Source organism: Flavobacterium sp. Root186, from assembly GCF_001428525.1.
Classification (GTDB): domain Bacteria; phylum Bacteroidota; class Bacteroidia; order Flavobacteriales; family Flavobacteriaceae; genus Flavobacterium.
On sequence record NZ_LMHW01000010.1, the window covers coordinates 611,000 to 631,129 of the forward strand.

Annotated in this window: 16 protein-coding genes; 6 read left to right on the top strand and 10 right to left on the bottom strand. The window is 33.9% G+C overall.

Annotated elements, in window-relative coordinates; genetic code table 11:
• Window positions 1–37: 37 nt before the first annotated feature.
• Both ASD98_RS06480 and ASD98_RS06485 read left to right on the top strand, forming a co-directional pair.
• Window positions 38–949, top strand: coding sequence for an AEC family transporter (locus tag ASD98_RS06480; protein WP_056201715.1), 912 nt, complete (start codon window positions 38–40; stop codon window positions 947–949).
• Between the two features lie 110 nt (window positions 950–1,059).
• Window positions 1,060–1,698 (top strand): peroxiredoxin, encoded by a 639-nt coding sequence (locus ASD98_RS06485; protein ID WP_056201718.1) that lies wholly within the window; start codon window positions 1,060–1,062, stop codon window positions 1,696–1,698.
• Window positions 1,699–1,848: 150 nt separating this feature from the next.
• On the opposite strand, the gene ASD98_RS06490 is transcribed toward ASD98_RS06485, so the two are convergent.
• The 4 genes from ASD98_RS06490 to ASD98_RS06505 form a co-directional block, all read right to left on the bottom strand.
• Window positions 1,849–4,080, bottom strand: a complete 2,232-nt coding sequence (locus ASD98_RS06490) for a cation:proton antiporter (protein ID WP_056201720.1) — start codon at window positions 4,078–4,080, stop codon at window positions 1,849–1,851.
• A 164-nt stretch (window positions 4,081–4,244) separates the two neighbouring features.
• Window positions 4,245–5,591: an adenylosuccinate lyase gene (gene purB, locus ASD98_RS06495; RefSeq protein ID WP_056201723.1), complete on the bottom strand. Its 1,347-nt coding sequence runs from the start codon at window positions 5,589–5,591 to the stop codon at window positions 4,245–4,247.
• A gap of 89 nt (window positions 5,592–5,680) precedes the next feature.
• Window positions 5,681–6,328, bottom strand: coding sequence for a sterol desaturase family protein (locus ASD98_RS06500; protein WP_242412081.1), 648 nt, complete (start codon window positions 6,326–6,328; stop codon window positions 5,681–5,683).
• A gap of 44 nt (window positions 6,329–6,372) precedes the next feature.
• Window positions 6,373–7,071 (bottom strand): NAD-dependent deacylase, encoded by a 699-nt coding sequence (locus tag ASD98_RS06505; protein WP_056201729.1) that lies wholly within the window; start codon window positions 7,069–7,071, stop codon window positions 6,373–6,375.
• A gap of 316 nt (window positions 7,072–7,387) precedes the next feature.
• Between ASD98_RS06505 and cysC the strand changes: the two genes are divergently transcribed.
• From cysC to ASD98_RS06525, 4 genes are all read left to right on the top strand, one after another.
• Window positions 7,388–7,921, top strand: a complete 534-nt coding sequence (gene cysC, locus ASD98_RS06510; protein WP_056201732.1) for an adenylyl-sulfate kinase — start codon at window positions 7,388–7,390, stop codon at window positions 7,919–7,921.
• Between the two features lie 115 nt (window positions 7,922–8,036).
• On the top strand, window positions 8,037–8,720 hold the full coding sequence (locus ASD98_RS06515) for an aspartyl/asparaginyl beta-hydroxylase domain-containing protein (RefSeq protein WP_056201734.1): 684 nt from the start codon (window positions 8,037–8,039) through the stop codon (window positions 8,718–8,720).
• Between the two features lie 12 nt (window positions 8,721–8,732).
• Window positions 8,733–9,701: a hypothetical protein gene (locus ASD98_RS06520; protein ID WP_056201738.1), complete on the top strand. Its 969-nt coding sequence runs from the start codon at window positions 8,733–8,735 to the stop codon at window positions 9,699–9,701.
• 60 nt (window positions 9,702–9,761) lie between these two features.
• The gene (locus ASD98_RS06525; RefSeq protein ID WP_056201741.1) at window positions 9,762–10,424 is read left to right on the top strand and encodes an RNA methyltransferase; all 663 of its coding nucleotides are present in this window, start codon (window positions 9,762–9,764) and stop codon (window positions 10,422–10,424) included.
• A gap of 110 nt (window positions 10,425–10,534) precedes the next feature.
• On the opposite strand, the gene ASD98_RS06530 is transcribed toward ASD98_RS06525, so the two are convergent.
• The 6 genes from ASD98_RS06530 to secA all read right to left on the bottom strand — a co-directional run bounded on the left by ASD98_RS06530 (window position 10,535) and on the right by secA (window position 20,094).
• Window positions 10,535–11,437: a YARHG domain-containing protein gene (locus ASD98_RS06530; protein WP_056201743.1), complete on the bottom strand. Its 903-nt coding sequence runs from the start codon at window positions 11,435–11,437 to the stop codon at window positions 10,535–10,537.
• Window positions 11,434–12,069, bottom strand: coding sequence for a DUF2306 domain-containing protein (locus ASD98_RS06535; RefSeq protein ID WP_242412082.1), 636 nt, complete (start codon window positions 12,067–12,069; stop codon window positions 11,434–11,436). Before ASD98_RS06535 ends, ASD98_RS06530 begins: the two co-directional genes overlap by 4 nt.
• Window positions 12,070–12,258: 189 nt before the next feature.
• On the bottom strand, window positions 12,259–13,854 hold the full coding sequence (locus ASD98_RS06540; protein WP_056201746.1) for a PepSY-associated TM helix domain-containing protein: 1,596 nt from the start codon (window positions 13,852–13,854) through the stop codon (window positions 12,259–12,261).
• 125 nt (window positions 13,855–13,979) lie between these two features.
• On the bottom strand, window positions 13,980–16,139 hold the full coding sequence (locus ASD98_RS06545; RefSeq protein WP_056201749.1) for a TonB-dependent receptor: 2,160 nt from the start codon (window positions 16,137–16,139) through the stop codon (window positions 13,980–13,982).
• Window positions 16,140–16,237: 98 nt separating this feature from the next.
• A complete protein-coding gene (locus ASD98_RS06550) occupies window positions 16,238–16,615 on the bottom strand; it encodes a hypothetical protein (RefSeq protein WP_242412083.1) in 378 nt (125 codons plus the stop codon).
• 137 nt (window positions 16,616–16,752) lie between these two features.
• Window positions 16,753–20,094, bottom strand: coding sequence for a preprotein translocase subunit SecA (secA, locus tag ASD98_RS06555; protein WP_056201755.1), 3,342 nt, complete (start codon window positions 20,092–20,094; stop codon window positions 16,753–16,755).
• Between the last annotated feature and the right edge of the window lie 36 nt (window positions 20,095–20,130).

Below are 20,130 nucleotides of genomic sequence, written 5' to 3' on the forward strand. Positions count from 1 at the left end.
TAATCACTAATTGCTAAATTTGCTACGAACCCTCGATATGAACAATTTTATTATAATATTCTTCTTTTTGTTTTTAGGATTGCTTTTGCAGAATGTAAAGCGGTTTCCAACTCATATTTATAAAACGATCAATAAAATTGTTATTTATGTCTGTTTGCCTGCCATTACTTTATATCATATTCCGAAAATAAAATGGAGTAACGAATTATTATTCCCGATTGGAGCGGGGTGGATTAGTTTTTTTCTGGCATTTGTATTTTTTCATTTTTTAGGAAGAAGACTGGGCTGGTCAAACAAACTCATAGGCTGTTTGATCCTAACCGCCGGATTAAGTAATTCATCGTTTTTAGGATATCCTATTGTTGAAGCTTTGTTTGGAAAAAAAGGTTTAGAAACGGCAGTATTGGTAGATCAGCCGGGAACTTTTGTGGTGGTTTCGACTTTGGGTGTTTTTGTTGCTGCTTTTTACTCCAAAGGAAGCCCGGATTTTAAAAGCATTTCAAAAAAGATTCTTTTATTTCCTCCGTTTATAACATTCGTCGCTGCTTGTTTGCTCAATGTTTTTGATTATGATTTATATCCGAATATTCAGCCTCTTTTATTAAAACTAGGAAGCTTGGTTACACCTTTAGCTTTATTTTCGGTTGGATTACAGCTCACTTTTGATCGAAAAAGTAAGCATTGGAAATTTTTACGACTGGGGCTTTTCTTCCGTCTTATTGTAACGCCGCTTATCATTTTCATTCTCTATGTTTTTGTTTTTAACCAACATTCTGAAGCTATAAAAATTACAATTATAGAAATCGCAATGGCTCCAATGATTACAGGCGCAATTCTGGCTTCAACTTATGGGTTAAAACCAAAATTAAGCAGTATGATGATTGGTTTCGGAATCCCTGTTTCATTTATAACCCTGGCTATTTGGTACTTTGTTGTGAGCTTTATTTAATTTAAAATATTAATTAGATAGACAATGTAGAATTTTAACTTTTTTTTAATTTCTGCATGTTTTCTAAATGTATTTTTTAGTTAATTTTAGAGGAACTAAAAAATTATATTATGTCAACATTAAGATTAGGCGATATAGCTCCGGATTTTCATGCAGAAACCACACAAGGACCAATTAATTTTCATGAATGGTTAGGAGATTCATGGGGTGTTCTATTTTCACATCCAGCAGATTTTACTCCTGTTTGTACTACTGAATTGGGAACTGTAGCGAACTATGTTCCGGAATTTACCAAAAGAAATACGAAGGTTATTGCTTTGAGTGTAGACGGTTTGCAGTCGCACCTGGAGTGGATTAAAGACATTAACGAAACTCAAAATACGGAGGTTAATTTCCCGATAATTGCTGATGAGGATAAAAAAATAGCAACATTGTATGATATGCTTCATCCTAATGCGAGCGATAAGTTTACAGTGCGTTCTGTTTTTGTAATTGGTGCCGATAAAAAAATCAAATTGACTTTAACTTATCCGGCTTCTACAGGAAGAAATTTTGACGAATTACTTCGTGTAATTGACAGTTTGCAATTAACTGCAAATTACAGTGTAGCAACTCCTGCAAACTGGAAAGACGGCGAAGATGTAGTAATTACTCCAGCTGTTCCAGATAGTGATATTCCGGCGAAATTCCCAAAAGGATATACACCTATAAAACCTTATTTACGTATAACACCGCAGCCGAATAAATAAGGTTCTAAGTTACTAAGATACTAAGGCGCTAAGATTCTAAGTTTTTTGAAGAGATTAAACTCTTATAGACTTAGAATCTTAGCGCTTTTTTTTGTTGTACCACAAATTTCTAAGATATATTCGCAAAGTAAAAAGACTTAGAATCTTAGCTTAGTTACTTAGAAACTCACTCATTTTTTTCTTATCTCCAACAACCCAGATAATATCGTTTGGCTGTAAAATCAAACTCGATTCCGGGTTTAGGATACGATTTCCGTTTCTTTCAATTCCTACGACCATTCCGCCGGTTTTTCCTCTAAATTGGCCAATGCTTTTTTGAGTAAATTCTTCCTGAGAAACCTCTAGCTGGCGAAGCACAATTTCAGATTCTTCGACTGTTTTGGCATCATTTTCATTTTGAGTTAAGTATTTGGTAAATTCAGTAATCTGGGCATCAGTACCAATTACAGAGATTTCATCTCCCGGAAACAAACGTTCATTTTTTGAAGGGATTGGTATTGTGACTTCACCGCGTCTAATATAAGCAATATTGATTCCGAGGAGTTCTCGAATTTTTAGTTCTTCCAGCGTTTTTCCGGCAAGGTTTGATTCTTTTCCAATATCAAAAATAGACATGTGACCGTCCCACGGCATTAAATTGGCGTATCGTCTGTCGATTTTTTTGTTTTCACGATCGTTAAGGTTTTTCAAAAAGTGATTTTCGATTTTATGATATTGCTCGTTCAGTTTTTTTGGAAAAATCTGATACGCTCCAATCGCAATAATCAAGGCTACAAACGCGACTAAAGGAGAAAAGAAAATATTCAGTAAAAACCCAACAAAAAATAATCCAAGGCTCATTCTGATTAAAATAAGCATTAAAAGTGCGCCTCGATATTTACGTTCTTCCCAAAGTACTTCGACTTCATCAACTTTTACACGACGCAGCGAAAGCGCCCATAAAAATGGAGCAATGACAACCAGCGTTAATAAAGCAGCCAGAGTATTTCCGAATCGTGTATCGGCAACTAATGGCGCTACAAATTTTGATGATAATAATATAATTGCAGTTATAATTATGGTATGCAGTATAATTTGGGTAATAGATGATCTAAGCACAACCTGCCAGGTGCTTACTGATTTAATGGCCTGTGCATTTAAACTATATCTGTTAATATTTTTAACCCATCTTTTGGGCATTTTTTGTTCTAAAATCTGTGCAAAAGGCTCTGAATATTTAATTAAAAACGGAGTTGTAAAAGTTGTAATGGCAGAAACGGCCACAATTATAGGATATAAAAAATCACTTGTTACTTTTAAAGTCATGCCAAGCGTTGCAATAATAAAAGAGAATTCTCCAATTTGTGCTAAACTCATTCCGGTTTGAACGGATTGTTTAAGCGGCTGGCCAGAAAGTAAAGCTCCAATTGAGGAACTAAATGCTTTTCCGAAAATAGTTAAAAGCGTAATTAAAGCTACCGGAAGTGCATAAGTAACCAGCGTTTCAGGATTAATCAACATTCCCACAGATACAAAGAACACGGCACCGAATAAATCTTTTACAGGCTGTATTAAATGCTCAATTTTTTCTGCCATTGTGGTTTCTGCAATAATAGAACCCATGATGAATGCTCCCAAAGCCGGAGAGAAACCAACTTGTGCAGCAAAAATTACCATCATTAAACATAATGCCAGCGAAATAATAAGCAGCATTTCATCTGTTAAAAGATGTTTGGCTTTTTTCAAAATCGTAGGAATAATAAAGATTCCGCCCAAAAACCAAATTATTAAAAAGAAGACCAGTTTTAAAACAGATTGTATTAAAGCACCGCCCGAAACCTGATCGCTCACGGCAATTGTCGATAATAATACAAGCATTAAAATAGCAACAATATCTTCAACAATTAAGGCTCCAAATACAATCCCAACGAACTTTTTTCCCTTAACTCCCAATTCATCAAAAGCCCTGATAATAATGGTTGTTGACGAAATAGAAAGCGTCGCCCCGAGAAAAATGCTGTCCATTTTTCCCCAGCCCATCCATTGTCCAACACAATAACCAACTAGTGTCATGAATAATATCTGGGTAATTGCTGTAACAGATGAAGTTCCGCCTACTTTCATTAGTTTCTTAAAACTAAATTCGAGTCCTAAACTAAATAATAAAAATATAACTCCAATTTCTGCCCAGACTTCGACACTTTTCATGTCTGTTATCGAAGGGAAAAAATCAAAATGGTTTCCGGCCAGAAATCCTGCAATCAGGTATCCTAAAACCAGAGGTTGTTTCATTTTTTTAAATAATAGAACGGCAATTCCGGCAGTCATCAGGATTAATCCCAGATCACTAATTAAAGGTTGTAAATGGTGTGTAGTTTCTGCAGCGGCATTTAAGGCAATCATAAAAGTGGTATTTTCAGGAGTATAATCCAGCTTTTTTATTTCTTATAAAGTTCACTAAACTTCTACGAAAATCAATTCAGGTGAACTAATCTGGATACTCCGGGTTAAAAAAAAAGCTATCTCGATAAAGATAGCTTTTTTTGACAAAATATTTTAGGTTTTCTTCAGATTCCTGTGTAATTGCTGGGAGTTATCTGCATTAATTCGGTTCTAACGGCATCAGAAACTTCTAAAGTTGCAATAAAATTGTGAATTGCATTTTTATCAATAGCTTCATTAGTTCTTGTTAAACCTTTTAGTGCTTCGTACGGATTTGGATAAGCTTCACGACGCAGAATAGTTTGAATTGCCTCGGCAACAACTGCCCAGTTTTTCTCTAAATCTTCAGCAAATTTACTTTCGTTCAATAATAATTTGTTCAAACCTTTTAGAGTTGCTTCAAAAGCAATAATGGTATGTCCAATTGGCACACCAACATTTCTTAAAACGGTGCTGTCTGTTAAATCACGCTGTAATCTTGAAATAGGAAGTTTAGCTGCTAAATGCTCAAAAATAGCATTGGCGATTCCTAAATTTCCTTCTGAGTTTTCAAAATCAATTGGGTTTACTTTATGCGGCATTGCCGATGAACCAATTTCTCCCGCTTTGATTTTTTGTTTAAAATAATCCATAGAAACATATGTCCAGATATCACGATCTAAATCGATAATGATATTATTGATTCTTTTTAAACCATCAAAAAACGCAGCAAAATGATCGTAATGTTCTATTTGAGTTGTTGGGAAAGAATGGTGTAAACCTAAATCTGTCTCAACAAATTTATTTCCGAATTGTTTCCAGTCAATTTGTGGATATGCTACATGGTGCGCATTGAAGTTTCCTGTTGCACCGCCAAATTTAGCTGCAAACGGAATGTTGAATAACAAGCGCATCTGCTCTTCTAAACGCTCAACAAATACCAGGATTTCTTTTCCTAAACGAGTAGGAGAAGCCGGCTGCCCGTGCGTACGAGCCAGCATCGGGATATCTTTCCATTCAACACTTAATTCTTTTAATTTAGAAATTAAAGAAATTAGTGAAGGCATATAAACCTGCTCAAAAGCTTCTTTTGTAGAAAGCGGAATGGCAGTATTATTAATATCCTGAGATGTTAATCCGAAGTGAATGAACTCTTTGTATTGAGATAAACCTAATTTTTCAAAAGCATCTTTAATAAAGTATTCAACCGCTTTTACATCGTGGTTGGTTACTTTCTCTGTTTCTTTAATCCAAAGCGCATCTTCAGTAGAGAAATTTTTGTAGATATTTCTTAAGCTGTCAAATAAATTTGAATTTACACCAGAAAGCTGAGGTAAAGGTATTTCGCATAAAGCGATGAAATATTCAATTTCAACCAGTACACGGTATTTTATTAAAGCTTCTTCAGAAAAGAAAGGTGCTAAATTTTGAGTTTTATTTCTATATCTTCCATCAATTGGTGATATAGCATTCAATTCGTTTAGAGTAGTCATTGTTATGTTGTTTTTCGAAAGGTGCAAATATAGGTGATTGCTAAAACTTCTGAAAATTACTGAAGCTTTATTATGACCTAACTTTCAATTTAAATAATGGTTTTGAAGATTTTATCCCAAAAAGTAAAATAAAATCCAAAATTATGAGATTGGTTTTTATGATGATCAGAATGAAATTTTGTCGTAGAAATCCATTTGGTGAAATGATTTTTATACCAAAATGCAGGAAAAATATTTTTTTCCAGATGTCCAAATATGCCGTACAACAAGTTTAAAAATAAATAAATCGTAAGGCTGATATAATTGAGCTGAAAAATAGAGATCAAAATGAGCCATATAAAACCAAAGCCCAAAGTTTCTATAGGATGAAGCACAAACAAACTATAAACATTGGTTTCAATATGAGTGTGATGCAGTTTGTGAATAGGATGAAACCATTTTAGAGTATGCGCCAGATAATGAAAGCAAAACATAAAAAAGTCCATTAAAACAATCAGCAGTAAAGTGTCAAGAATAATAGCAACTAGATCATGATAAAAATCAATTTTAACGATTTGTAATTGATACAATTCAAAACCCAGAGCTGTAACAAATATATTGCAGATTAGGCAGGAAATAACCCATTTTCGATCTTTTGGATTCAAAACAGTATTTGCGGGTTCAATTAATTTTCCTATTAAAACAGCCAGCAATAAAAGACTTATATTTTCTAAAGAGAAAATAAGTAACTGTGTCATAAAATTGAATCGTGATAATTGCTGTAATACTATTTCAAGATCCATCATAAATTTTCTAATTCGAATAGTTTTATTTTCATTTCAGCAACGCCTCCGGTTGCTGTTTTGGTGATAACTTCTACTTTATTTCGAATATTTGGAATTGAAATAGGTTTTGGATCAATATAAAAAACAGGCGTTGTAGCTGGAGCATAAGAAATTAAACCTGCTGCTGGGTAAACCTGTAATGAAGTCCCAATTACTGCAAAATAATCTGCCGTTTCGGTTATATCAATTGCTTCTTCCAGTGCTGGAACTTCTTCGCCAAACCACACAATATGAGGTCGTAACTGATGTCCGTTTTCATCTAAATCTCCTGTAAGTAAATCCTCTGTCCAGTCTAAAATTAAATTTCGATTTCTGACACTTCTCACTTTTAATAATTCGCCGTGTAAATGCAAAACTTTGGTATTTCCGGCACGTTCGTGTAAATCATCGACATTTTGAGTGATGATGTAAACATCAAAATCTTTTTCTAATTCTGCTAAAATTTGATGTCCTAAATTGGGCTGCACTTGCTTAAGCTGCTGGCGTCTTTTATTGTAAAAATCGAGAACCAATTCCTGATTTTTGTTCCATCCTTCGGGAGTTGCGACTTCCATAACGTCGTGACCTTCCCATAAACCATCGCTGTCACGAAATGTTTTAATACCACTTTCGGCACTAATTCCGGCTCCGGTTAAAACAACAAGTTTCTTTTTCATTCTAAAATATATTAAAAGATAAAAATAGTAATTTATGCGAATTAAGAGTTGTGCTGTAGGCACTAAATATCGGTAGAGAATAAGAATGGAAACAAATTTAGCGTGCCGTAGGTTCGCAACAGAATGACTATTGCGAACCTACGGCACGCTAAATCAATTTAAACTCTTGTTTTCTACCGATATTTAGTGCTAACGGCACATTTGCACGATTCTTTTTTTAATATTTTTGAGAGAGAATAAAACCGTAATTATACTTATTGTTTTGACTTTGCAGATTATTTAGTTTTAATGCTGAAAAAAACAAAAGAAATTATAAATGATTTTAATTCAGTTTACAGGATTATCGGGTTCAGGAAAAACGACATTAGCCCAAAATGTTCGGCATTTATTAATCGAGAACGGTTACAAAGCAGAAATTGTTGACGGTGATATTTATAGAAAAACGATTTGTAAAGATTTAGGATTTTCTAAAGAAGACCGCTGCGAGAATGTGAGACGTCTTTTTAATGTGGGACGAAATTTTGTTGCCGAAGATACCATCACTTTAATGTCAGTAATAAATCCTTATGAAAGTCTGCGAAATGAATTAAGAACGCATGAATTTGTACGAACTGTTTTTTTAGATTGCTCGATAAATAATTTAATTAAAAGAGATCCGAAAGGTTTGTATAAGAAAGCTTTATTACCCGAAAACGACCTTAATCGAATTAAAAATTTTACGGGAATAAGTGATGTTTTTGAAACTCCGGCAAAGGCAGATTTAGTCTTAAAAACCGATTTAGAAACGGTATCTTTTTCAACAAATAAACTTTACGACTTCATTATTGATAATTTAAGGAAAGAACTTTAATTTAAAAAAATGAATTCCTGAATTTGTAAAATTTTGCTTATCTATTTGGTAATTGGGTTGGTGTATTTTATATATTTACAGGACCAAAACAAATCTCAAATTTAACCCCAGGCTTATGAATCCTTCGTCAAGCATACTTCCTATTACCTTTTCGATTGAAAAACTGCAGCAAGAACTTACAATTTGCGAAAATGATTTATGGACACCTCATTTTAATACAAACCGGTATGAAGGAAACTGGACAAGTGTTTCTTTACGATCACAATCGGGTTTGGTAAACGATATTACCTCTTTTTCAAATAAGGAATATAAAAATACGCCGCTGTTGGACCGCTGTCATTATTTTAAAGAAATAATGGATTGGTTTCAATGTGAAAAAGAAGCGGTACGATTACTGCGATTAGGGCCAGACAGCGAAATCAAAGAACATGTGGACAATGATACTTCTTATGAAGATGGATTTTTTAGAATTCATGTTCCTATCATAACAAACTCAGAAGTCTTTTTTTATGTAGATAAAAAACTTGTTCCAATGAAAATGGGAGAGTGCTGGTATGCTAATTTCCAGCTTCCGCATAGTGTTGAAAACAAGAGCGCCGAACCGCGAATTCATCTCACACTTGATTGCATACGAAACGATTGGTCTGATAAATTATTTGCCGAAATGGGTTTTGATATTCATGCTTCTTCAAATAAAAATGAATATTCTGATGAGGTAAAACAGCAGATTATTGCGGAGCTTTCGCGGAATCCATCAGAAATGACAGCAAAAATTATCGCAGATCTTCAGTCAAAATAAAATAAATCACCAATGGAAAACATACATCATTCTCTTTTTAACTGGATTCCTTATAAGTTACTTGAAAAAAATAATGAAATCTATTTTGAATGGATTTATCTGGGAGATTTAAAATATGCTGATCCTTTTTTTGATGAAACAATCTTAAAATGCAGAAGCCACGAATACAATTCAAAGTCGTTTAAAGTAATAAGTACTCCTGAAAATCTTATAGAATGGTCTGAAGAAATAGTTTCGGTCGATTTAAAATCTTTGGTATTTCACGTTTCAAGATGCGGTTCTACAATGCTGAGCCAGTCTTTAGCCGCTTCAGCAGAAAACATTATGATTTCTGAAGCACCAATTGTTGATGAAATTTTACGCAGTAATTTGTTTGGTTTAGACAAAAAGACGGCACTTTTAAAAGCAGTTATTAAATTATTAGGACAAAAGAGATTTCCGGATCAAAACAATTTAATCTTAAAACTGGATGCCTGGCATATTTTTGATGCGGGTTATTTAAGAAGCATTTTTGCTGAAATACCTTTTGCACTTCTTTATAGAAACCCAACAGAAGTTTTGAAATCACATCAAAAAAAGATGGGAATGCATATGGTTCCGAATTTGCTGCCGCCGAGTGTTTTTGGAATTACGGCTCAGGAAATAAATAAAATAAGTTTTCAGCAATATGGGGCTTTGGTTTTAGAGAAATATTTTGAAGGCTTTTTGGCTTTTTACGAAACAGATCAGAATGTTACGGCTCTTTATTATAATGACGGAATGAAACAGGTTGTAGAAAAATTTATTTCGTTTATTAATGTTAATTATACCTATGCAGAACTTGATAAAATGTTTGAGCGTCTAAATGCCCATTCTAAAAACGAAAATGAAGTTTTTAATGGTGATTCTTTTAAAGAAGAAGAATTAGAAATTAATTTTACAAAGCTTAACCTGCTGCACGAAAAATTAAACAACACATTTCTGGAACATCAGGAAAGCTAAAATACAGATGAATTTTCTTTCTGTTGATTTATATGTATTTTTGCGCCAAATACAAACAAAATGATTGATTTAGATTACCTGGCATTTCTCGAAAATATATTGACAGACAACCGAAAAGAGAAATTTTTAAAAGTATTACAAAACCGAACCAAACATTTTACCATTGCGGTCGAAGATGTTTTTCAAATGCATAACACGAGTGCAGTAATGCGCAGTTGTGAAGTTTTTGGAATTCAGGAACTAAATGTTATCGAACAGCGTTACGGAAAACGAATCGATAAAGAAATTGCAATGGGTGCTCAAAAATGGGTTGATATTAATAAATTTGATTCGGTTACAAACTGTCTTTCTACTTTAAAAAATCAGGGTTACCAAATCATTGCTACAACTCCTCACGAAAATGATTGTCTGCTTGACGATTTTGATATTTCAAAACCAAGTGCTTTATTTTTTGGAACTGAAAGGGACGGATTGTCTGAAGAAATTCTGCAAAAAGCCGACGGTTTTCTTAAAATTCCAATGGTGGGTTTTACAGAGAGTTTAAATATTTCTGTTTCTGCTGCAATCATCATTCAAAATCTTACTAACAGACTAAGAAACTCAGATATTGACTGGCATTTATCTGATGAAGAAATAGTAGAAAAACGATTGGCGTGGGCTAAAAATTCAATTAAAGATATTAAGAGAATCGAAGCGCGTTATTTCCAGGAAAATCCGAGATAAAAGTTTTTTGCCACGAATTACACGAATTAATTATTTAAAAATTCGTGTAATTCGCGGCAAAAATAAAAACTTAGTATCTCAGCAACTTAGCGCCTTAGCATCTTAAAAAATCATCTTCCAAAAGAATCATAATTATCTTCGGCGTATTTTTCAAAACGTTTTAATAATACAATATTCTCTTTTTCTACAGCTGTTAATTGATTGTCAACACTAGTCGAAACCGGAATATACCATTCGACATCATCAAAAAACTGACGTACTGTTTTCGTTTTAAAAGAAAGTCCGTGTCTGGCAAAAATGGTATTTCTAAGAATTTCTAAATCTATCTTTTTTAAGTTTTTAACATCAGATTCTTTTAATTTCTGTGTCGAAGAATTGATCTTCAAAATGCTTTCAGAAGCCATTCTGTATACATTTTCAAAATACGTTTCGGTTTTTGTAGTGTCTTTTGTTTCTTCACCTTCATTCTCTTCTTCATAAGTTACTTCCTCTTCTTTTGGATTTTCATAATCAACATACATATCGTTATCCGGAAGCATTACTGTAGGGTCGTATTTAAACTGTTTTTTAGTTAGTTTAAATTTTCTTTTGCGGACTTCCTTTTTAGGATTATTTGCTGTCCATGTTCCTTTTAAAAGTGTATCATTTTGTATTTCGAAAGTAAAAACACCATCGTTTTTATCATCGCCTGGTTCTTTCAGTATAAAAGAAATAGTATTTCCTGTTCTTTTCATTGTACCTGCAAGCGGTCTGTTATTACCTGCAACGATACTTTGTCCTGTAACTTCTGTTTCGGTAATTTTTTTGATAACAATATTGATCTTATTACTATATCTTTCTTTTTCGGGCTGGGTTGTATCACGTTCTGCAACAACAAAATCGCCGACCCATGAACCGTATAAATCAGTTCGGATTTCTTCGGGCATTTTGTTGTCACTGATTTGTGATTGTTTTTCTTTAGAATTACAGGAAAAAAGTAAGGCGGCTAAAAATAAATAAAGAAGGTTTTTCATTTTTTTGATTGATGATAAAGATAATATTCGATGATTAATAAATTCGGAATCCAGCCTAACCAGGCTATAATTTGATATAAATCCATTGGCGCAGGGTGAAACAAATATACAAGAATAACCTTCCAGAAACGTAAGGTAACGGCGGAAAATGTTAAAGCAAAACTCCGAAGCATAAATGCCTTGTGCTGTACGATTTTTTTGTTTTTAATGAACAGAAAACCTTTTAAAGTAAAGTAAAACCACAGAATGGATAAAGTGACAAAAGATATTTTAGAATAAAATCCGCCATTTGCAAAAAAGCCAATAAATAATCCCGAAGGCGCACTTAAAAACAGAATTACAAAAACATATAACTTTCCGAGATTTCGGTGCAGAACAGGATATTTCTTTAAAAGAGCATTGTTAAACTGGAGAAATCCCGAAAGCAAAACAAAAATCGCCGAATAGACATGAATGTAAAAAAAGGTAATGTAATAGGGAATTTCAGAAACTTCCGTTTGTTTGATTTGAAGAAAAGCAGCATCATTTTTTAGCGGAATGTACTGTAAGGTTAGCTTCAGCATTAAAATAAAGAAATAACTAAAACAAACTGCCCAAATTAATAATAACGAAAACTGAATCTTCTTTCTCAATTCTTTCTTGTAAAAGGTTTATTAGTCACCAAATATAAAAAATCCCCAGCCACTTTTGGTAATTGGGGAAATTTTCTGCCACGAATTACGCGAATTTTCACGAATTAATTGATTTGAAATTTGTGAAAATTCGTGTAATTCGTGGCGAAAAAATATTAGTATCTTGGAATCTTAGAGCCTTAGAACCTTCTACTTTCTTAAGAATAAAATGAAACCTAAAATGCTGACAATTAAAATGCTCAATGCGGCTAAAACTGTGGCTAGATCACGAATGTTTTTTCCTGCCCAATCCATGAATAAAAATTTATGCAATATGGCAAAAGAATAACCTTCTACTTTATCCGCATTTTTAACCACAGCCGCCAGTCTTGAAGTTGAAGTTTCGATGAAATACGTTGTTTTTTCCGGAGTATCGTATGCTAATTTTACAACAGGCAGTCGTTTATTTACAAAACCATATTCTCTGCTTTCAAAATCAGTTAAAACTTTTGATTCTAATAATTTTACATTTTCTAATGATACTTCAGGTTCATCAGAGGTTTCGATCATTTCGCAGCAAGCCGCTTGCGGGGCCCCGCCTGTAAAATAGTAAGCTAGATATTCGGCATAGTGAAAATCAACATTTGGGACAACTTTATTAGTTGCAGCGTTAATGTAAATCACTTCCGATTTTTGATCTTTCTTTTTACTCCATTTTGAATTAGAATCTACTTTTGAAGTCTTGAATTTGCTTTTCTCAAGTAATTGACAACGGAAATAAGTTGTATCGTTTAAAGTAATAATACTTGCATTTTGAAAACGGCTCCAGTCTAAATCTAGTTTATTATTGGCCAGCGGAATTTCTTTAGTTACAAATGTGGGTTCATAGACCATTTGTGATAAAGTGTATGGTGCCCATTTTGTTGTAGCATGATATGCTCCGCTAAAAGCAAAAGTCAAAGTAAAAAGTGAAACCCAAATCCCAATTTGGCGATGGTATTTTCTAAGTCCTTTTTTAGGAGCCGCATTATCTGTCTTTTTGAATTGTTTCCATAATAAACCGTAAATCAAGATTCCGCTTAAAGCAGAAAGTCCAATGATTGACAATAGAAAAATCATGGTAATAATTCTGATACTATTGTTGGATATCGCATCAATAAATGACCAATTATGAAAAGTATCGAAGAACCAGATAAAAACCTGTCTCGAAGTTGGATTGTAAGTAGCCAGTTTGCCGGAAGATGTTTCAACATAAACTTCCATAGCATCAGGACGATCAAAAGTTAGTTTGTAAACCGGTAAATAACGATTCACATATTTGTATTGCGAAGTAAATTCGGTTACAACCTCGCTCTTTTTTACGGCACTTTTTTGATCATCCAGAAAATAGCGAGAAAGCCATTCGGCATATTTTTGATCTCCATCTTCCAGTTTTTTTCCATTTGAAGTGTCATAATACCATAATTCTCCAAAAATGGTTTTTACCTGATAAAAGGTAGTATTATTAAAAGAGACGATTCGGAAATTTTTGAATTGGGTGATTTCGTTTTTTTGTAAAACCTCCTGAATAGATAATTTCAGCTGCCCTTTGTCAAATGTTTGCTGTTCCAGTTTTTCATGTGCAATTTCAGGTTTGAAAAAATGCGCCATAAACGGATGCATTAAACCAGATAATGTCCAGAAAATAACAGGAATAATTGTGATTAAGCTAATAACACGATGCCATTTGTACATGTGCTGTTTGATTTTTTTTACGATTTTAGAATCTTTCTTTTTAGAAGATTTTCTTTTAGTTTCTTTACTCATAGTTGAGTTGTTTTTGATTTTTTTTCTGCCACAGATTTCACAGATTAAAATGATTTTTTTATTGAGATTAATGAAGATTAAAGCCCTTATTGATCCTTTTAATCTGTGAAATCTGTGGCAAAAAGTTATTTCTTTAATGAAAAATTGTACTGAATTCCAAATACAAATGTTCTTGGAGCAGCGGCCGTATATGTTGGCTGCGCATTTGTGGTATTGGCTCTCGAAACATTGTAGGCGTATAATTTATCAGTCAGGTTGATTACGTTTCCAAAAACTTCAATTCCCTTCCATTGATAACCCACTCTTGCGTTAAAAATGTTGTAACCGTAGTATTTTACAGTATTGATCTGATCCTGATAATAACTTCCCACAAGCTGCCATTCGATAGAAGTTCTTAAATTAGGCAGCCAGTTAGGATAATAACTTACCTCTGAATTTCCAGACCATTTTGGTGCAGCCGGCATTTCTTTTCCGTTTAAATCCTGAACTGGATCACTTGGTTTGTCTGAAAGTTTAAAATCAATATAAGTATGCTGCGCGTAAGTTCCGCCCAAGCGAATATTGAATTGCTTCGAAGGACGATATGTAGCTCCAAATTCAACTCCTTTATGACGCGTTTCTCCTGCCGAACGATAATCTGTTGAGTTATCTGGAAGTTTGATATTCAACAACTCGTTTTGACCTTCCATATAATAAAAGGCATAATCAAAATTTAGTTTATTTTGAAGGAAAGAAAGCCATCCGCCCACCTCATAATTATCAAAAGTTGCAGGTTCTAAGTTGTAATAAAAATCAGCTGGAACACCTGTAGTTCCTCCAGTTCCCGGTTTAGTTCTAAAAATTGATGTAATTCCCGGAGGCGCAAAACCTTGAGAATAATTGCCATAAAAACCGGCAAACTCAACTGGGTTATAATTTGCACCTACTTTAAAAGTCAGTTTATCGTAGACTTTGCTTCCTGTAGATTTGTCTAAAGCATTATCATAGTCTACTTTCATGTTGTCATATCGACCGCCAACTGTAAATATTAATTGTTCAATTGGATTAATACTCAATTGCGCATATCCTGCAGAGTTGAAAATATCTGCCGTGTAATCTGCTAATTTTGAGTCTGGATGTTCTGCAATGATTTCATAAGAATCAACGGTTTGTTTTCCCGCTTCTCCCGGATTTAAGTTTGCTTTCAAATCAATTACATAAGACCAATAAGTAACAGGGGAGTAATCGTATAAGGCACCAGCAACAAGTTTTGTATTCAGAAAATCAAATTTTTGAGTATGCTGACCAATTGCTCCATAGCTTTTAAAATTATTCGAGTTTACCTCGCCTTTAGCCGTTGTAGGATTTACAGTTGGACTCCATTTGATTCCGTAAGAAGGATTTTGGCCTAATTTATTATCACGTAAATAAGCTGTAATATAACTGCTTGAATTGCTGTTCCAGTCGTGTTCTAATGTTAAACGGGTTCTTAAAGCATCAGATTTTCTATAGGTAAAATCGGTAGTGCTTTTATAGGTTCTGTTGTTAAATGCTTCTTCATTTACGCTTCCACTCATGTCAGAATAATATTTTCCATACATAGTATTGCTGATTAATCGGGTAGAAGAAGAGATGTTATAATCGATTCTCGCATTCAGATTGTCTTTGTTGTAATCAGAATACGTCATCCAGCCATTTTCCTGTAAACTTGAAATTCCGGCAATATGAAAACCAACTTTTCCGATGGTTGCGCCTCCGGCAGCCTGAAATCTTCGGTAGCCATAATTATCTGCCTGAACTCCAAATTTAAATTCCGGATCAACTGGTGGTTTTATCGAAATTAAATTGATTGTTCCGCCAACTGCTTCAGGACCATATAAAGAAGAAACCGGCCCTTTTACCACTTCAATACTTTGCAGGTTATATTGATTGATTTCTAATAAAGCGTTATGATTGAAGATTCCCATTGGGCGAATTGGCAAGCCGTCTTCAAGATATAAATAATAAGCATTAGTTGTCATAGGCTGACGAATCGACATCATATGCTGTTCGTTTCCTAAATTGACCATTAAAACTCCCGGCGTTTTGTTTATTATTTCATAAACGGCAGTAGCCTTGGTTTCATTAATAGTTTTGGCGGTTATTTTACTAATTGCTACAGGAGTTTCTTTGCGTAAAGCAGCAGTTCTGTTGGCAGTTATGAAAACGTTTTCAAGCTCTTGAGATTCTGTTGTGTCTTTTTCTACCTTGTTTTGCGCAAAGACAAATTGTCCTATAAGGAATAGGATAATGTATATTTTTTTCATTTTAAATTTATATAAATTTTAAAGTAACGTGTGCTTTTCCTGACTTTACGACAAGAAAAAATCTTTTCAAAAACTATTGAAAAGCGGTTATCAGAAATTTATATAAAATAGGATGGAGGTCGAAAAGTAGTATTTGAAACCGAGATTGGTTTTGTGTCAAAAGAAGCAAAAATTTTTGCTTTAGATTCGATAGGTGTAACTAATTTGAAATTAGTAGCAGTGGTATTTTGAATGTAAACAACTTCTGCTTTTTCTTTCAGATTGTTTTGCATTCTTTTTTCGTTATCAGCGTATTTTTTTAAACTTTTTTGAAGTTCGCATCGACCATTACAAGAATTAAAAACCATTTTTCGCTGTACACAGATGGTTTTTGAAATTTCTTCCTGATTCAATTTGAATGAGGTATAAACAAAGAAGCTGCCAAAAGATGGCACTAAAAGCATACAAGAAAGAAATATGATAAATAGACGTTTCAAAGCTTTATTCGTTGTTTACGGTTGCAAAAATACAGCTTATTCGATTTATAAAGAATAAATATTAGATTTTTTGCAAAAAAAAATCTCCAACTACATTTTTGTAGTTGGAGATTGAAAATGTATTTGTCTAAAATTTATTATTTAACAAGAACCCATTCGCCATTCGCGATTAAAGATTCAGCTTTTTTAAATTTCATTGTTTCAGTTTTACCTGTTGCAACTTCCTGAACTGTAACAGTATCATTACGGTTGATTTTTGGCATATCTCTCACAATTGTTTCAGTAACCTGACGCTGTTGTGTTTCTCCAGCTTCGCGGTTGATGTCTTCGCTATTTGGAATTTCATCTTTGCTTAATTTGAAGTTTTCTTTTTGACGAACTTCTCTAGCTTCGTGAATTTCAGGAACGTTTTGAGCTGGTAAATCACCTTTAAATAAGAATGAAATAACTTCTTTATTAACGTTATCTAACATTCCTCTAAACAAGTTGAAAGCTTCTAATTTGTAAATAAGCAATGGATCTTTTTGTTCGTGAACAGCTAATTGAACAGATTGTTTCAATTCGTCCATTTTACGTAAATGTTTTTTCCAAGCCTCATCAACAATAGAAAGTGTGATGTTTTTCTCGAAATCAGCAATTAACTGAGCTCCTTCGCTTTCGTAAGCTCTTTTCAAGTCAGTAACAACATTCAAAGTTTTGATTCCGTCTGTAAATGGAACTACAATTCTTTCGAAATGATTGTTTGGCTCTTCATAAACTCCTCTAATAATAGGGAAAGCTTCTCTTGCGCTTCTTTCTGTTTTTTCAGTGTAAAAAGCCAAAGCTTCTTTGTATACTTTTCCAGTAATTTCAATATCTGATAATTTTGTAAAATCAGCTTCTGAAATCGGTGAAGTAATTCCGAAATAACGAATTAAGTCAAAATCAAAACCTTTAAAATCATTTGCAATTTTATTGTTACTTACGATTAATTCGCAAGTATCATAAAGCATATTCGCAATATCCAGTTTTAAACGCTCGCCAAACAATGCGTGACGACGACGTTTGTAAACTACTTCACGCTGAGAGTTCATTACGTCATCATATTCTAATAAACGTTTACGAACACCAAAGTTGTTTTCTTCTACTTTTTTCTGAGCACGTTCGATAGATTTAGTCATCATAGAATGCTGAATCACTTCACCTTCTTTCAATCCCATTCTGTCCATAACTTTAGCCACTCTTTCAGAACCAAATAAACGCATTAAGTTATCTTCAAGAGAAACATAAAATTGAGAACTTCCCGGATCTCCCTGACGACCAGAACGACCACGTAACTGTCTGTCAACACGACGTGAATCATGACGTTCTGTACCCACAATTGCTAAACCTCCGGCAGCTTTTACTTCTGGAGATAATTTAATGTCGGTACCACGACCAGCCATGTTTGTTGCAATAGTTACAACTCCGGCTTTACCAGCTTCTTCAACGATTTGTGCTTCTTGCTTGTGCATTTTAGCATTCAATACGTTATGAGTGATTCCTCTCATTTTAAGCATACGGCTTAATAGTTCTGAAATCTCTACAGAAGTTGTTCCAATTAATACGGGTCTTCCAGCGTTTGATAATTCGGTAACATCTTCAATAACAGCGTTGAATTTCTCACGCGTTGTTTTGTATATATAATCTTCTTTGTCTTGTCTTGACATTGGACGGTTGGTTGGAATTTCAACAACATCCAGTTTGTAAATCTGCCATAACTCTCCAGCTTCTGTAACAGCCGTACCAGTCATACCACCTAATTTGCTGTACATTCTGAAATAATTCTGTAATGTAACTGTTGCAAAAGTTTGTGTAGCAGCTTCAATCTTTACATTTTCTTTAGCTTCGATCGCCTGGTGTAAACCGTCAGAATAACGACGACCATCCATGATACGACCTGTTTGCTCATCGACAATCATAATTTTGTTGTCCATGATAACGTATTCTACATCTTTTTCAAAAAGAGCATACGCTTTTAAAAGCTGTGTAAGAGTATGGATACGTTCACTTTTTACTCCAAAATCCTGAAATAATCTTTCTTTAGCTTCTGCCTCAGAATCTTTATCTAGTTTTTGTTTTTCAATAGCAGCAATTTCTGTTCCGATGTCTGGTAAAACGAAGAAATCGGCATCAGTATCTCCAGAAAGGTATTTAATACCGTTGTCTGTCAATTCTACCTGATTGTTTTTCTCTTCAATCACAAAATACAAAGCTTCATCCACTTTATGCATTTCGCGATTGTTATCCTGCATGTATTGATTTTCAGTTTTTTGAAGTAATTGTCTAATTCCTTCTTCACTTAAAAATTTAATTAATGCTTTATTTTTAGGTAAACTTCTGTAAGCTCTTAATAATAAGAAACCACCTTCTTTAGTATTTCCTTCTTTGATTAATTTTTTAGCTTCTGCCAAGAAACTATTTGCTAACTGACGTTGTTGTGCAACTAAGTTTTCAATTTTTGGTTTCAACTCATTAAATTCATGACGCTCTCCCTGTGGAACTGGTCCTGAAATAATAAGCGGTGTTCTGGCATCATCAATTAATACAGAATCGACCTCATCGACAATTGCATAATTGTGTTTTCTCTGTACTAAATCGCTTGGAGAATGCGCCATGTTATCTCTTAAGTAGTCAAAACCAAATTCGTTGTTGGTTCCGTAAGTGATATCCGCGTCGTAAGCTTTCTTTCTTTGTTCTGTACTTGGCTGGTGATTATCGATACAATCTACAGATAAACCGTGGAATTCGAATAAAGGAGCTTTCCACGTGCTGTCACGTTTTGCTAAGTAGTCATTCACTGTTACTAAGTGAACTCCGTTTCCTGTCAAAGCGTTTAAGTAAAGCGGTAAAGTAGCCACTAACGTTTTACCTTCACCTGTTTGCATTTCGGCAACTTTACCTTCGTGCAAAACCATTCCTCCAATTAACTGAACATCATAGTGAATCATGTCCCAAGTGATGTCTTTTCCGGCAGCATTCCATTTATTAGCCCAAACAGATTTTTCACCGTCAATTGTAATATATGGTTTTGTTGCAGAAAATTCACGGTCTTTTGCAGTTGCAGTAACTTCGATATGAGAGTTTTCTTTGAAACGACGAGCCGTTTCTTTTACTACAGAAAATGCTTCCGGAAGAATTTCCAATAAAGTTTTTTCAGAGATTTCATAAGCTTCTTTTTCAAGAGCGTCTATTGCATCATAAATATCTTCTCTTTTGTCGATATCTTCAATGTTTTCAACTTCAGCTTTTAGAGAAGCGATTTTTGCATCTTTATCTGCTCTTGCTTCTTTAATTTTTTCTTTAAAATAAGTGGTTCTCGCTCTTAGTTCGTCATGAGATAAACTCATTAAACTAGTTTCGAAAGTCTTAATTTTGTTTAAGTAAGGTTGTAAAGCTTTGACATCTTTTTGAGATTTATCACCTACAAAGACCTTAATGATGCTATTTATGAAACTCATAATTTATTTGTATTTCTTTATTATATAATATGTATT